General features: G+C 66.3%; 11 protein-coding genes. 4 read left to right on the top strand and 7 right to left on the bottom strand.

Annotation, left to right across the window (positions count from 1 at the left end):
- Positions 1-21: 21 nt before the first annotated feature.
- A complete protein-coding gene (locus JMJ56_RS08915) occupies positions 22-1,224 on the top strand; it encodes a M24 family metallopeptidase (RefSeq protein ID WP_202831271.1) in 1,203 nt (400 codons plus the stop codon).
- 9 nt (positions 1,225-1,233) lie between these two features.
- Here the strand turns inward: JMJ56_RS08915 and JMJ56_RS35470 are convergent, their stop codons facing one another.
- Both JMJ56_RS35470 and JMJ56_RS08905 read right to left on the bottom strand, forming a co-directional pair.
- A complete protein-coding gene (locus JMJ56_RS35470) occupies positions 1,234-2,025 on the bottom strand; it encodes a lytic transglycosylase domain-containing protein (protein WP_407927893.1) in 792 nt (263 codons plus the stop codon).
- Between the two features lie 87 nt (positions 2,026-2,112).
- Entirely contained in the window at positions 2,113-2,781 is a 669-nt protein-coding gene (locus tag JMJ56_RS08905) for an HAD family hydrolase (protein ID WP_202831269.1), read from the bottom strand.
- A 653-nt stretch (positions 2,782-3,434) separates the two neighbouring features.
- Between JMJ56_RS08905 and JMJ56_RS34795 the strand changes: the two genes are divergently transcribed.
- Positions 3,435-5,636: a hypothetical protein gene (locus tag JMJ56_RS34795; protein WP_202831268.1), complete on the top strand. Its 2,202-nt coding sequence runs from the start codon at positions 3,435-3,437 to the stop codon at positions 5,634-5,636.
- 255 nt (positions 5,637-5,891) lie between these two features.
- Here JMJ56_RS34795 and JMJ56_RS08895 read toward each other — a convergent pair whose 3' ends face one another.
- The gene (locus JMJ56_RS08895) at positions 5,892-6,764 is read right to left on the bottom strand and encodes a Bug family tripartite tricarboxylate transporter substrate binding protein (RefSeq protein WP_328702321.1); all 873 of its coding nucleotides are present in this window, start codon (positions 6,762-6,764) and stop codon (positions 5,892-5,894) included.
- Positions 6,765-7,544: 780 nt separating this feature from the next.
- On the opposite strand from JMJ56_RS08895, the gene JMJ56_RS08890 reads away from it, so the two are divergent.
- Together JMJ56_RS08890 and JMJ56_RS08885 are read left to right on the top strand one after the other, a co-directional pair.
- Positions 7,545-7,778, top strand: a complete 234-nt coding sequence (locus JMJ56_RS08890; RefSeq protein ID WP_202831266.1) for a hypothetical protein — start codon at positions 7,545-7,547, stop codon at positions 7,776-7,778.
- Between the two features lie 33 nt (positions 7,779-7,811).
- Complete coding sequence (locus tag JMJ56_RS08885) at positions 7,812-8,810, top strand: TAXI family TRAP transporter solute-binding subunit (RefSeq protein WP_202831265.1); 999 nt, start codon at positions 7,812-7,814, stop codon at positions 8,808-8,810.
- Here JMJ56_RS08885 and JMJ56_RS08880 read toward each other — a convergent pair.
- Genes JMJ56_RS08880 through JMJ56_RS08865 form a run of 4 tightly spaced genes read right to left on the bottom strand, consistent with a single transcriptional unit; the run spans position 8,779 to position 14,022 of the window.
- Positions 8,779-9,564: a 4'-phosphopantetheinyl transferase family protein gene (locus JMJ56_RS08880; RefSeq protein ID WP_202831264.1), complete on the bottom strand. Its 786-nt coding sequence runs from the start codon at positions 9,562-9,564 to the stop codon at positions 8,779-8,781. The two genes, JMJ56_RS08885 and JMJ56_RS08880, sit on opposite strands and share 32 nt — an antisense overlap.
- Positions 9,564-10,721: an ABC transporter ATP-binding protein gene (locus JMJ56_RS08875; RefSeq protein WP_202831263.1), complete on the bottom strand. Its 1,158-nt coding sequence runs from the start codon at positions 10,719-10,721 to the stop codon at positions 9,564-9,566. Before JMJ56_RS08875 ends, JMJ56_RS08880 begins: the two co-directional genes overlap by 1 nt.
- Positions 10,722-10,748: 27 nt before the next feature.
- Complete coding sequence (locus tag JMJ56_RS08870; RefSeq protein WP_202831262.1) at positions 10,749-11,630, bottom strand: ABC transporter permease; 882 nt, start codon at positions 11,628-11,630, stop codon at positions 10,749-10,751.
- A 7-nt stretch (positions 11,631-11,637) separates the two neighbouring features.
- Positions 11,638-14,022, bottom strand: coding sequence for a condensation domain-containing protein (locus JMJ56_RS08865; RefSeq protein ID WP_202831261.1), 2,385 nt, complete (start codon positions 14,020-14,022; stop codon positions 11,638-11,640).
- Positions 14,023-14,235 lie beyond the last annotated feature (213 nt).

Below are 14,235 nucleotides of genomic sequence, written 5' to 3'. Positions count from 1 at the left end.
GAAGAACCAAGGAGACGAGCCATGTCGACCGCCGCGCCAGCGCCTGAGGGAAGCCCCGCCTCCACCCAACGCCCGCCCTTCGACACCGCGCGGCTCGACCGGCTGCTGGCCGAGGCGGATGTCGATGCGGTGGTCACCACTTCGCGCCAAGCTTCCCACTACATGCTCGGCGGCTACAGCTTTCCCTTCTTCGACCACCGCGACGCCATCGGCCTCAGCCGCTACCTGCCGGTGATGGTCTACGTGCCGGGCAAGCCGGAACTCAGCGCCTATGTCGCGCACCGGCTGGAGAAGCACGAGCACCAGCTCGGCCGCTTCTGGACGCCGGTGGTGGAGACCGTCTCCGGCACCTCCACCGATGCGGTCGGCCATGCGGTGCGGCACCTCCAGCGGATCGGCATCCTGCTGCGGCGGATCGGCGTAGAGCCGGCCTTCCTGCCCTCCGACGCCGCCGCCGTGCTACGCGACGGGCTGCCGAATGCGGCGCTGGTCGATGTGGCACAGCCGCTCGAACGGCTGCGGGCGCGGAAGAGCCCAGCCGAGCTTGCCCTCTTGCGCGAGGCCTCGGAGCGCGTGGTGGCCTCGATGCTCGCCACCTTCGCCACCTGCGAGCCGGGCGTCACCAAGGCGGAGCTGGTGGAGCGGCTCCGCCAGGAGGAGGTGCGCCGCGGCCTCACCTTCGAGTATTGCCTGATCACCGCCGGCACCGGGCTGAACCGCGCCGCCTCCGACCAGCGGATCGCGCCGGGCGACATCCTCTCGCTCGACTCAGGTGGGCGCTACCGCGGCTATATCGGCGACCTCTGCCGCATGGGCATCGTCGGCGAGCCGGATGCCGAGCTGACCGAGCTTCTGGCCGAGGTCGAGGCGATCCAGCAGGCCGCGCGCCAGCGGGTGCGGGCCGGCGTGCCAGGCGGCGAGGTCCAGGCGGCGGGCGAGCGGGCGGCGGCGGCCTCGCCGCATGCGCAGCACATCGAATTCCTCGCCCATGGCATGGGGCTGGTGCAGCACGAGGCGCCCTGGCTGACCGCGACCGGCCCTATCCCCTACCAGGCGCATGACGCGGAGCGGCCGCTCGAGGCCGACATGGTGCTCTCGGTCGAGACGACGCTGCTGCATCCCCGCCGCGGCTTCATCAAGCTCGAGGACACCGTCGCCGTCACCGCCACCGGCTACGAGGCCATGGGCGATGCCGGGCGCGGCTGGAACCGGACCGGGGGTTGAGCCCCGGCCTCAGCGCCGGGTCAGCCGGCCGGTCGGCGCATCGGGCGTGACGAGGCCGCCGCCGTCGAAGGCGCGGTCCGCCGGGTCGGCCGGCATCAGCGCAAGCTGCGGCCCGGCGGCATAGGCGTCGCCCCGCAGCCCGCCGCCCGCATAGGCCCGGTCGGCCTCGGCGACTGCGCCGCCGCCATAGGACGGCATGCCGAGCCGCGGCGCGATCCCCGCGACGTAGCGCATCGTCTCGTCCGGCAGGATACGCGTGCCGATGAGGAAATCGGCCACCCGGTCCGGCCCGGCATTGTAGGCGGCGAGGAAGGCCGGCGCGCCGAAGCGGTCATGCATCTCGCGCAGATAGGCCGCGCCGGCGAGGATGTTGTCGCGCGGCGCATAGGGGTCGGGGCCCAGACCGTAGCGCGGCCGCAGGATGTCGTAGGTGCGCGGCATCACCTGCATCAGCCCCATCGCCCCAACCGGCGAGGTGATCGGCAGCCCGTCCGCGCCGGTCAGCCGTCCGCCGCTCTCCTGGCGCATCACCTCGCGGATCCAGCGCTCCGGCAGGCCGAAGCGCGTCGCCGCCTCGCGGATGTAGGGGCCCCAGGGGTCCTGCGGCGTGCCGGGGGCGGCATAGGCCGGCGCCGCCACGGCGCGGTAGCCCCGCGCTTCGGCCCGGGAGGCGGCCGGGTCGTAGCCGTAGTCGCCATTGCCGTCATAGCCGCGCCTGCCGTCCCAGACCGAAGCCTGCTGCCCGCCCGCGCAGCCGCCGAGCGCCAGCAGCAGGAGAAGCAACGCCGCCTGCCTGCCCATGCCCCCCATCCTTCCCCTTGGTGCGGAAAGGATAGCCGCAAAACCGATGCCATGGAGAGACGATAATGCGCCCGCGGACGGCCACCCTCAGCCGGTCGTCAGGGGTGAGCGCGCATAATCCGCCAGCAGCGCCGCCGGGTCGCGGTAGAGGGCGATGCAGCCGGCCTCCCGCAGCACTGCCTCGGGAAACCCGCCGCAGAGCAGGCCGACGCAGCGCAGCCCGGCCTTGCCGGCCGCCTCGGCATCATAGGGCGAGTCGCCGACCACGATCGCCGCCGCGGCCGGCAGCGGCTTAAGCTGGGCGAGCGCGGCGTCGAAGATGTCCGGGTAGGGCTTGGAATGTTCGGCATCGTCGGCGCTGGTGGCGCCGTCGATCAGGTCGCCGATCGCAGCGATCTCCTTGTAGCGCTCCAGCTCCTCGCCTTTCGCGGAGCTGGCGAGGAGGATGCGCTGGCCCTCCGCGCGCAGCCGCTCGAACAGCGGGCGCACGCCGGGAAAGGCCCGTGCCCGGCCGATATAGTCCTGCATGAACAGCGCGCTGCGAGCTTCGGCGATCGCCTTGCCCTCGCGCTCCACTACCTCCGGCGGCAGGAAGACGGGCATGAGCTGGTCGCTGCCCTTGCCGATCTGGCCGCGGATCTCGGCCTCCGGCACGGCATGGCCGAAGCGGCGGAATGCCTCGGCCCAGGAGGCGGCGTGCAGGTCGTTGGTGTCGACGAGCGTGCCGTCGACATCGAAGATCACGGCCTTGGTCATTGGGTGCGTCCCGTCCTGCTGCGGGGGCAACCCTGTGGCGAGGCCGCGAGTTCCCGCTCCGCCGCGCAGGAAGGTCACGCCCTGCTGGTCCTGATGCCTGCCTTGCCGCCAGGCGGTGGCGAGGACCCTGAGCGCCGACCAGCACGTCAGCGAGGCCGACGCGCCTCGAGGTGGATGCGCTTCTCTTCAGCCCGTCGCACAGCCCTGACCTCCCGCAGACGGTCAGGAAGATAGCTGCACCCCAAGGCCATACCCATTTTCTCAACTTATGGTATATTATAAGTAGAAATAAATATACTAAAAGGCTTGTTCTCAGTTGCATGTGAAGTAGATCGTATACAATCAAATCGTAACGTATTCTTGTTTCTTGCGCGTATTCCAAGCTGGATGTCTTACCAGTTAGGTTCGAACCAGCAACTGGCTAGATCACGCAGATCCCGCGGATATCGCTATGGTTTTGCTGGGCACATCAGCAGATGGCCCAAGCATTGGCCTGCGCCCGCGTGCTCGATGAGTAGCCAAACTGCTTTGCCGCCTTCGCATTGCTGGGAGCAGAAACAATGGCTATCGCAGAAACGGCTTCAAAATTCCCTCAGTACTCCTCGCCATCTGCAAACTCGAATTCTTCGTCGAACGGCGCGAGGGGAGGCGCTTTGCTCGGCAACGAAACGGGTTTTCAATCGAAGGATTCCTTTTCCGATTCGAGGCCGACCTTCACCGACGACGGACGCCTGGGCCGCGCCGGGACCGACGCCTATGGGCGTCACATCTCCCCTGATGTCGCCATCAACGCCAACCACGGCCTCTTTTCATTCGGCAACGTCGCCGGCGGTGCGGGCGGTGCGAAAAGCGCCGGCGCGGGCGGCCATGGCGGAACCGGTGGCGCAGGCGGGGACGGCGGCACCGCCATCAGTGGCGCCCTGATAGGTGATGCGGCCTATTCCCGCGTCAGTGTCACGGTCAGCCGTACCGGCGACGCAAGCGCCATGGGTGGCTCGGGCGGCCACGGCGGGCAGGGCAATGTCGGCAATAATGCCCGGGCCGGAGATGGTGGCGACGCCTATGGCCACCTTTTCACAAGCAACGTCGCCATCGGCAACAACTGCGGTTCGATATACTTCGGCAATGTCACCGGTGGCGTCGGCGGCACGGGCATGGCCGGTGCTGGTGGCGCCGGCAGGGCCGGCGGTGCGGGCGGCGATGGCGGCCTCGCCATCAGCGGCATCCTTACCGGCCAGATGGTCAACTCCTTCGTCACCATTGCCGCCGGCCGTAGCGGGAAAGCCATTGCCAGCGGCGGCGAGGGTGGCAATGGCGGCAGCGGCGGCGCAGGTGGCGATGCCCGGGCCGGCGACGGCGGTGACGCCTATGGCCACGCCATCCTGGGTGGCTTGGACATCAACTACAATCGAGGCCTGATCCATCTGGGTAATGTCACCGGCGGCACGGGCGGCGCGGGGATTGCCGGCGCGGGCGGTGCGGGCGGCGCCGGCGGTGCGGGCGGCGCGGGCGGCGCTGCCATCAGCGGCATCCTCGCCGACGACATGCGCAACTCCCAGGTGAAGTTGACAGTTCAGCAGACAGGCCACGCGGAGGCCTCGGCCGGCAACGGAGGCGATGGCGGCCATGGCGGCGCGGGTGGTGATGCCCGGGCCGGTGATGGCGGCGACGCTTATGGCCACCTCGTCGCGGGTGGCTTGGCCATCAACGGCAACTGGGGTCAGATCCATCTGGGTAACGTCACGGGCGGGGCCGGCGGCACCGGCATCGCCGGCGCGGGTGGCGCAGGAGGTGCCGGCGGCAATGGCGGCGATGGCGGCACCGCGATCAGCGGCATCGTGGGCGGCGACGCAAAAAGCTCCACCGCCATCCTCGCCGCCTTCCATACCGGAGACGCCAATGCAATAGGCGGCGATGGCGGCGGCGGCGGACATGGCGGCGCAGGGGGCAATGCCTGGGCCGGCGACGGCGGCGACGCCTTCGGCCATGCCATCAAGGGCGGCCTGGTCATCCATGGCAATCATGGCCTGGTCCAACTGGGCGACGTCACCGGCGGCGCCGGCGGTGCCGCCAAGACCGCCACGAGCCATGCCGCCGGCGGGAACGGCGGCAATGGGGGTGACGGTGGCACCGCGGTCAGCGGCATCCTCGCCGGCGACAACGTGGCGTCCAACATCAAGCTCTTCGTCGACGCCAGTGGGGACGCTACCGCCGACGGCGGCGACGGCGGCGACGGTGGCGCCAGTGGAGCGAATGGCCATGCCTGGGCCGGGATCGGAGGAGACGCCTATGGACATCTGATCGCAGACGGAGTCTCGATCGGTGGTAACCTCGGCAACATCTCCTTCGGGTCCGTGACCGGCGGTGCGGGAAGCTTTGGCGGCGACGCCTATGGCCACTATTTCACCGGCTTCTCCAATATCGACGACAACCGGGGCACCATCCTGTTCGGCAATGTGACCGGCGGCAGCGGCCATACCGGCGGCGACGCATACGGGCATTTGTTCGAAGGAGCTTTCGAGATCGACGACAACGTCGGCTCAATCCATATCGGTGACATTACCGGAGGGCTGGGCGCCGTTGTCGGCGAAACCTACTCGCATCTGTTCAAAGGGTTCTTCGAAATCGAGGAAAACTGCGGAACCGTCACTTTCGGCGACCTGACGAACTACGGCAGGTTCGAGGTGGAGGATAACCACGGCATCATCCGCTTTGACGACGTCATGGACTGCGGCGATTTTCAGATCGAGGACAATTGGGGCCAGATCTACTTCAGCATCGGGACGGATTTGAGCAAGATCGATATCTTGCACAACTATGGCACCATCTATGTTGGTGACACGATCTGGGCGTAGTCATGAGCCGGTCTCCTCAGCCGGCAAGCCTTTGACGTGACCGGCTCGGGTTCTCGCCGCTACTTCCCACTGATTGGTGCTGGGACTAGCGGCGGGGACCCTGGCCAAACGGCAGGGTCACCCGGCCGGCGAAGCTCACCTTCGAAGCGAACCTCGGCGGGACATGGCAGCATAGCTCGCCGGACACCAACAATGCCAAGGGTCGCCCACCAACGACCGAGCGCGCTGCCGTTTCCGGCTCTATCGGCGGTTCGGCTAACCGACGGTGATGCGCGCCTCCCTGACCACCCTGCCCCACTTCTCGCTTTCCGACTTGACGAAGCTCATGAACTCGCCGGGGCTTGAGGCTGCGGGATCGGCGCCCGCGCCTGCCATGCGTTGCCGGACTGTGGGCTGCGCCAAAGCCTCGCGGATGGCGTCATTGAGTTTGTCGACAACCGAGCTGGCGGTGCCGGCTGGCGCCATGATGCCGCCCCAGGACGTCGCCTGGGCACCTGCAAGTCCCGCCTCCGCGACGGTTGGCACATTCGGCAACAGGGGGTGCCGTTTGGCTCCGGTGACCGCGAGGGCACGGATCCGGCCGTCGTTGATCTGGCCGATCGAGCTTGCGATCTGGTCAACCATCATCTGGACATTTCCGGCAACCAGGTCATTCATCGCCGGACCGCTACCGCGGTAGGGAACGTGCAGGAGATCGACATTTGCCGTAAGGCGGAAGAGCTCCGTGGCGACATGCGTGGTCGTGCCTGCGCCGGACGATGCGTAGGAGATGGAACCGGGCCGCTCCTTGGCATAGCCCACCAGTTCCTGCAGCGTCCTCACCGGCACGCCGTTGGTCACGGCGATGACGAGGTCGGTTGCAAAGGCGAGGGAGACCGGAGTGAGATCCCGTGCCGGATCGAATGGCATCTGTGCATAGAGATGCGGAGCGATCGACAGCAGCCCGGTCGTCGCCATCAGCAGCGTGTATCCGTCCGGCGGTGCCTTTGCCACGGATTCGGCACCGATGAAGCCGGCGGAGCCGCTGCGGTTTTCAACCACGACGGATTGACCAAGCGTCTGGCCCAACCTTTCGGCAAGAATGCGCGCTGCAACATCGGTGGAGCCGCCTGCCGCGAAGGGCACCACCAGGCGTACCGTCTGACTTGGCCAATCTTTCGGTCTGGCGGCGCGCTGCTGTGCAGATGCTTTCGTCGCGGGGAGCGCCGCAGAACCAAGCGAGAGCGCCAAGACTCGACGTGTTATGCGCATATGAACTCCTGGCATTCTCCTAATCCCGAAGCTTCGCATGCCGGACAGGGCGCAATAAGCTCCGCGCAAGGCTTCGCTGCCACAAGCTCTCGTGAGCGAAAGAGGCTATATTCACGACGCCCTCCACGGAAATGACAAGCTATGGTCACGGGGAATGTGGTCCGGCCTCGTCATTCAACGGGCGTCAGGGCCTCGCTTCTCGTACGCGGAGGCTTCGGTGCGGAACAGCCGAGCGTTGGAGTTTCATGGCGCCTCGCTGCCGCCATCGTCGGGCGAGCCATGACCGGTCCGCCGCACATGCGTGGCATCCTGTCCCACGCGCCGACACCGGCAGTGCGCCCGACCCGAAGCTCGCTCTCTATCCCGGCTCGGGCATGTTCCGCCCTGCTTGCCATCATGTTTTCCGGCGCGCTGGCCCAGGCGTCATGGCTCACGGAGCATCAAGGCTTCGGACCGTCCGCGGAGACCCCGTATGGGGTGCTGCCAACGCTCGATGCCGGCATTATCGGTCGGGCCGGCACACAAAGCCTTGCTGGCCAGCCATTCCTTCTTGCCCAGAGTGCCCCGACAGCGAGGTTGCCCTTACTCGACCTGCCTCCAAGTACCTCAACCGCACCGCCGATGTTTGCATCCCTGATGCAAATGGGAGACACGGCAATGGTGCGCGGAGACGTCATGCGGGCTCGTGCCTTGTACGAGCGCGCGGCGACGATCCATCCTGGCTCGTCGGCGGCGCTTATCGCGGCAGGCAAGACCTACGATCCGAACTTCCTGCCGATCTTCGGCAGCAGCAATAGCCTGGCCGACCCCGTGAAGGCCGGCGAATGGTACCAGCGCGCACGCGCCCTCGGCGATCCTGCCGCCGCCGCACTCCTCGCGGCACTTCGGTAACGCTGGGGCTTAATAGGATTGAGGAGCATTCACATGGTTCGCCGCGATCTGCTTGTTGGTCTCGCTGCCGCCACCGTCGGCCTTTCGGCCCCTGGAATTGCCAGGGCGCAGCTGGTTTCCAACTCGGTCAATGCGGCGAATGCCAACACGCTCGGCGTGATCTCCGGCGGCCTGGACGGGACCTACACGCGCTTCGCGGCCGACCTTGCCGCGGTGCTGGATGGCGTCGACAGCCTCCGCATCCTGCCGATCATCGGCAAGGGATCGCTTCAGAACATTTCCGACCTCCTTTACCTGCGAGGCGTGGATCTCGCTATCGTCCAGTCGGATGTCCTGGCCGCGGCCGCACAGCAGAAGGCCTTCCCCGGCATCGAACAGCAGGTCCAGTACGTCACCAAGCTCTATGACGAGGAAGTCCACGTCTTTGCCGGGCCGGGCATCGAGCGGCTCGAGGATCTTGCCGGCAAGCTGGTCAGCATGGACAACCGGAGCTCGGGCACGGCCATGACCGCGACGCTGCTGTTCTCCCTGCTCGGCGTTGCGATCCAGCCTGTCTATGATGCGACGGTGGATGCGACCGAAAGGCTCCGTCGCGGCGAAATTGCCGCCATGGTTCGCGTCACAGGCAAGCCGGCGCGCTTCACCACGCCATTGCCCGAGGGCGCGCGCCTTCTGTCCGTTCCGTTATCCGATGCGCTGCTGGAAACCTATCTTCCGGCGAATTTCACCTCGGCGGACTATCCGAATGTGGTGCCGCCCGGGCAGACGGTGGAAACCATCGCGGTGGGCGCGGTGCTGGCAGCCTACAACCACCAGAATGCCGAGCGCCGCGACAGGCTCACGCGGTTTTCCCGCGCTTTGGCCCTGAAGTTCGACACATTCCTGCGGCCTCCGCGGCATCCGAAATGGCGCGACGTGAACCTCGCGGCAACTGTGCCTGGATGGACAAAATTCGGCACCCAGCCGCCGCGCCCGCAGCCTCAGCAGCAGCCTCGCCGCTTCAGGAACCCGGCGGAGGTGACGGGAGGATAGCCTCCAAGCACAGCGTCGCAATCCGCGGTTGGAGTCCAGCTTCGGCCAGCGCGCGTGGCGCCTCATGCGAAAAGGCAGTGGCCACGGCACCGACATAGCCGGGCTCCGGCAGCAAGGTATCCACCTGCCAGCGTGATCCAAGGCAGGTGACAGCGGCTTGGCGCGCCATGCCATCGCCCGAAGCAAGCAGCACCTCGACTGCCGCAGGTGGGATGGACAGCCCCTGCCCGGTCGCCTTCAGGACCGCTTCCTTGCGCGTCCAACTGCGGAAAAAAACCTCCCGTCGGGTTTCAGGCCTCGTCTGCTCGAAGACTTCGCGCTCACGCGACGAGAAGACTGGCTCAGCCAGAGCCTCGACATCGAGCGGCGTCGCCAGACATTCGATGTCCACCCCAAGGGGCTGCGCGGCGACCCCGACCAGAGTACGCTCCGCCGAGCGTGAGAGACTGAAATGCAGCGCTCTGACGCCGTCTTTCAACACAGGCTTGCCATGGGCCTCGACTCGTAGCGCCACATCTTCCGGCGGTCTGTTCAGGAGATGTCCCAGTAGCCATCGCAAAACTGCATGGCTTACTGCAAACCGCCGCGCATCACGCTCGAAAGAGAAGCGGTTCAGGCGATCCACCTCGTCCGCCGAGAGCAAGGGAAGCAACCCCTTCCAGGCTGGACAGTCGAGGCTTGCAGTCCAGAGCTGCACCGCACGGTTCGGCGCCACGGGCAACGCCGCCGGGTTCGGGCAGGCTTGCACGTGCATCAGCCCGATGCCGCAAGCGGCGGGGTGCGGACGCGAGTGCTGTGCTCGAGGTAGAAATCTCCGCGAAGGACCTTCCCGGCGCCCACGCGCAGCATGACGCAGCGAGGTCGCCACAGGAGGATCTCACCCCGCCGCTCGATGCAGAGATCGACGCTGTAGAGGCCACGCTGCATGGTTAGCATGGGGCATTCGAACTCGAGTTGTCCTGGCCCTTGCTCCAGCCGAAACCCCGGCTCGGTGGATAGCTCGGTGCAGAGGTACCCGCTCGGCCAGTTGAACGACAGCCGCACCACGGCATCGTCCAGCGCTTCCTTCGCCTCATAGGACAGGCAGCACCGGAAGGGGTTGCCGGTGGCGACCGGCCCGGCCCCTGCAGCGTCAAAGGCTAGTCCGGTGGCGACGACAGGGCCCGGCGCCTCGCCTTGGGCCTGCGCGAGCAATCCCTGGACTGAAGCCTGATAAGCTTCGATCACGTCGCGCGGGTCGCCTTCCTCCAGAATATGCCCGCCGCTGAGGAGGATGGCCCGACTGCAGATCCGCTCGATGGCCGCGAGATCATGCGAGATCAGGAGCACGGTCTTTCCTGCCTGCCGCAATTCCTCGATGCGCTCGAAGCAGCGCGCCTGGAAGGACACATCGCCAACTGCGAGGACCTCGTCGAGCAGCAGGATGTCCGCATCGAGGTGAGCGGCGATGGAAAAGCCGAGCCGCACGAACATGCCGGAGGAGTACCGCTTTACCGGCACGTCCAGGAAGGGTCCCATCTCCGCGAAGTCGACGATGCTTGCCAACTTGCGCGCGATCTCGCGATAACTCATGCCGAGAATCGCGCCGTTGAGGAAGATGTTCTCACGGCCGGTGAGGTCCGGCTGGAAACCGGCGCCGACTTCCACCAGCGAGGCAAGCCGGCCGGTGATCTCGATCTCCCCCTCCGTCGGCGCCGTGATGCCCGAGAGCAGCTTGATCAGGGTGGTCTTGCCCGACCCGTTCGGGCCGATGATCCCGAGTGCCTCGCCGCGCTTTATCTCGAAGCTCACGTTCCGGAGGGCCCAGAACAACTCATGCCCTGGCAGAAGGCCGAACAGGCGCCGCCGCCCTTCGCTGTGATCCGGCATCCGGAAGCGCTTGGAGACGTCCCTGACGCGCACATCGATCATGCCCCGCATCCTGGTTCCGGCCGCCGGCTACATCTCGTCAACGATCTTGGCCTCCAGCCGCTTGAACGACCAGTAGGCGAGCAGGAAAAACACGCCGCCCGTGACCCCGCAATACACCAAGCCGCTGGCCCCCGGCAGGCGACCCTCCAGTACCGCATGCCGGAAGTCGTTCACCAGGATGGCAAGGGGATTGGCCCAATAGGCCGAACGGAGCCATTCGGGCACCGCCGTGGCGGGATACACGACCGGCGCCGTGAACATCAAGATCTGCAGCAGCAGCGGCAAGGCGACATTGATGTCGCGGATGCGCACCTGCATCGCTGAGATCAGCAGGCAGAGCGCGGCGACGTGAAGGGTGAGGATTGCGACGACCGGTATGGCGGACAGCGCCCAGAGCGATACCGGCAGGCCGTAGGCCAGCACCATGACCAGCATTACGAGAAGGGCGATGACCAAGTCGAACAGTGCCGCCGCGACATAGGAGAGCGGCACGATCTCGCGCGGGAAATAGACCTTCGCCATCAGCGGCTGGTGCGACAGCATTCCACCCGCGGCCGTGCTCATGGCGGTCGAGCAGAAACTCCATGGCAAGAGCCCTGCCAGGACGTAGAGCGGATAAGGCAGCGGAGCCGTGTTGTAGCCGGCAAAATGCGAGAAGATGGCCACATACAGCAGCATCAATGCCAGAGGTTGCAGGACGGCCCAGAGCCAGCCCAGCACCGATTGCCGGTAGCGGATCTTCATCCGGGTCGCGGTCATGGCACGGAACAGGCCAGTGTAGCGAGCCAGGGACCTTAGATCATCGGGGATGGAACCGAGAAAAGGCCGCGTTGGCCGGATCACCGTCCTGGGGCGGCGAGGCTCATCGCTGGAGCCCATGGCGCTCGGGATCTTCACGTCGCTATGCATGCGGTCCTCAGCCGGAGACCACGGTGTTGAGCGCCCGCCCGATTTCCTTCGCAATCCGTGACTGGCTGACAGGATCGGAAAAAAGGGTGAGATGGCCGCCAGGTACGTCGTGCACGCGCACGCGCTCTGCACGCTTGCCCCAGCCTTGCACAACATCACGGTAGAACCAGATCCGGTCCTCGGCACGGAAAAATTGGATTTCCCCGGCATAACGTCTGGCTTGCCTGTAATCCCGCACCGCGTGCCAGATGGCCGACCAGATGTGGAGATACTGTTGTTCCTCCGCTGGGGCTGGCAATCTCCTCTCCTGGCGCTCGCGCAGGAGGCGGCGGATCCTCTGAGGGATCTGGCCGGACACCGTAATCTCGATGCCGCGCCGCAGGCGCCCGCTGAGCCGCCTCGCCCAATGGACCCGCTCGTAGTAGCCGTTCACGGGCGTGTCGAACTGTGCCAGCAATGCGACCTGCCGCCCTTCTGTCTGCAGTTGCAAAGCGATCTCGAGCGCCAGGATGCCGCCATCGCACTGGCCAGCGAGGAGGTATGGCCCCTCCGGCTGGATGAGCAGGATATCGCGCAGGCATTCGGCCGCGATGTCAGGGATCGTCGCCAGCAGCGCTGTGCCCGCGAGCAACCGCTGCTCCTGCAAGGCGAAGATGTCGAGCTGGAAGAAGGGTTGCTCCGGCTCGAGCGCCCGACTGAGGTCGCGGAATTGCGGCGTGGAGCCGCAGACGAAAAGCGGCGGGCGCGTTCCTCCTTCGAAAACCGGAATCGTTGCTGATCGGGGCCGGCCTTCGGTGCGAAGCCGGCGCGCCATCCCCTCGACCGTGGGCTCCTGGAACAGCAGCGAGACGGGAACTGGCCGACCCAAGGCTTGGCCAATCTCATGCGCAACCGCGATCGCCTGCAGCGAGTGGCCACCCAGGTCGAAGAAATCGACGGCGGAACCGGGCGGCCGGCGGTGCAGCACCTTCTCCCAGATCCGGGCCACGGTCTCTTCCAGGGCCGGGTCCGAAGCGCCCCTGACGATTGCTCGCCATGGCGGCGACGCCGCCGGCGGCTGCGGTGCCACCCGCCGCGGCATCGCCCATGGCCCGGATGGAGTCCCGAGTTCCGCGATCCGCGTCTCTGGCAGCGCGGCCACCTCCGTCAGCAATCGGACGTAGTGGTCCAGCAGGCTGGCAACCTGCTCGACCGTGAGGATCTCGGTCCGGTATTCGGCACGGACCCAGCCGGCACCCGATGGCTCCTCGATGACGCTGACGCCTAGGGCGAAGGGTGCCGCTGCAGCCTCGACGACGTAAGGAGTGGCCGTCAAAGGCCCGAAGCATTCCATAGGCGCTGCGGCGGGAACCGAAGCGAACAAGGTATCGAAAATCGGGTTTCCGCCAGCGCTCCGGACGGGGTGCAACGCCTGCACCAACCGATCGAAGGGCACGTCCTCATGCGCCAGCGCCTTGAGCAGGGCCTCCTTCGTCCGCCCCAGCAATTCAGCAAAGACGGGATTGTCGGAAAGATCCACGGGTACGACGACGATATTGGTGAAGAGCCCGATGACATCCTCGAACTCGACGCGGTTGCGCCTCGCCGCCGGAACCCCGACCACCTGCTCTTCCCGACCGGACATCTGCCAGAGCAGGATCATGAAGACCGTCAACGATAGCGCAAAGACAGTCGCGCCTTGCCGTGACGCGGCTGATTTCAGTGCCGATATCGTGTCCGAGGAGAGCCAGACGGCACGGCTTGCGCCCGCTGCTGAATGCCTGCCGCCTTCTGAGGTGCCAGCCAAGAAGGGTCGCGCCGGGATGCCCGTCAGCAGGCTGGCATAACGGGCCAGCTGCTGCTGGAATTCCGCGCTTTCGAGCCACTCCTGCTCCCAAATGGCACAATCGGCATATTGCAGGGGCGGGGGTTGCAGCTCCGGCCGCACGCCCTGGCAGAAGGCGGCATAGCAGGCGACCAGCTCGCGCACGAACACCCCAAGCGACCAACCATCCGAGATGATGTGGTGCAGGGTACCCAGCAGGACGTGGTGCTCCGGGCCCAAGCGGATGAGCAGCACGCGGAGCAGCGGCCCGCCTTTCAGGTCAAAAGGACTATGGGCGGCCTGGCGTGCGGCAGCGTAGGCCGCTCGCTCTTGCTCGGGCGCTTCGGTCAGATCCGTGACAGTCAGGACCTTGGGGCTGTCCCGATGGATCAGCTGGACAGGTTCGCCACCGATAATATCGAAGGTGGTACGCAACGCCTCGTGCCGGCCGATGACGACCCGTAGGCCGAGCTCCAGCGCAGCGATATTCAGCGCGCCGCCGAGGCGCAGGCCGAAACTGAGATTATTGGCCGCGGACGCGCCGATGAACTGCTCGGTAAGCCATATTCGGACCTGCCCGGAAGACATCGGGAAGGCCTCCGGAGCATCAGGTCCGGCAGCAAACCCAGTACTGTCTGTTTCATGCTCGAGAATCGGCGGTCCTCCTAGCATGAGCCGGTGGCAAGCCGAGCGCGAAGGGCAAGGCACCGCTGCCTGACAAGCCGTGAGGTCGCATTCGTAGCGCAAACCGCATATGCGGCCCTTGCCAGCCATGTCGCCGTTCCGGGTTGTACAAGTCCG

The sequence above is a fragment of the Belnapia arida genome (genome assembly GCF_016773205.1).
GTDB lineage: Bacteria > Pseudomonadota > Alphaproteobacteria > Acetobacterales > Acetobacteraceae > Belnapia > Belnapia arida.
This window is presented reverse-complemented; position numbering and strand designations above follow the sequence as displayed.

Bases quoted from the DNA above. Each gene is read 5' to 3' on its own strand.
- JMJ56_RS35470 (WP_407927893.1), bottom strand. From the start codon at position 2,025: ATGGGCAGGCAGGCGGCGTTGCTTCTCCTGCTGCTGGCGCTCGGCGGC.
- JMJ56_RS08870 (WP_202831262.1), bottom strand. From the start codon at position 11,630: ATGCATAGCGACGTGAAGATCCCGAGCGCCATGGGCTCCAGCGATGAG.
- JMJ56_RS08890 (WP_202831266.1), top strand. From the start codon at position 7,545: ATGGTGCGCGGAGACGTCATGCGGGCTCGTGCCTTGTACGAGCGCGCG.
- JMJ56_RS08875 (WP_202831263.1), bottom strand. From the start codon at position 10,721: ATGATCGATGTGCGCGTCAGGGACGTCTCCAAGCGCTTCCGGATGCCG.
- JMJ56_RS08905 (WP_202831269.1), bottom strand. From the start codon at position 2,781: ATGACCAAGGCCGTGATCTTCGATGTCGACGGCACGCTCGTCGACACC.
- JMJ56_RS08880 (WP_202831264.1), bottom strand. From the start codon at position 9,564: ATGCACGTGCAAGCCTGCCCGAACCCGGCGGCGTTGCCCGTGGCGCCG.
- JMJ56_RS08885 (WP_202831265.1), top strand. From the start codon at position 7,812: ATGGTTCGCCGCGATCTGCTTGTTGGTCTCGCTGCCGCCACCGTCGGC.
- JMJ56_RS08915 (WP_202831271.1), top strand. From the start codon at position 22: ATGTCGACCGCCGCGCCAGCGCCTGAGGGAAGCCCCGCCTCCACCCAA.
- JMJ56_RS08865 (WP_202831261.1), bottom strand. From the start codon at position 14,022: ATGTCTTCCGGGCAGGTCCGAATATGGCTTACCGAGCAGTTCATCGGC.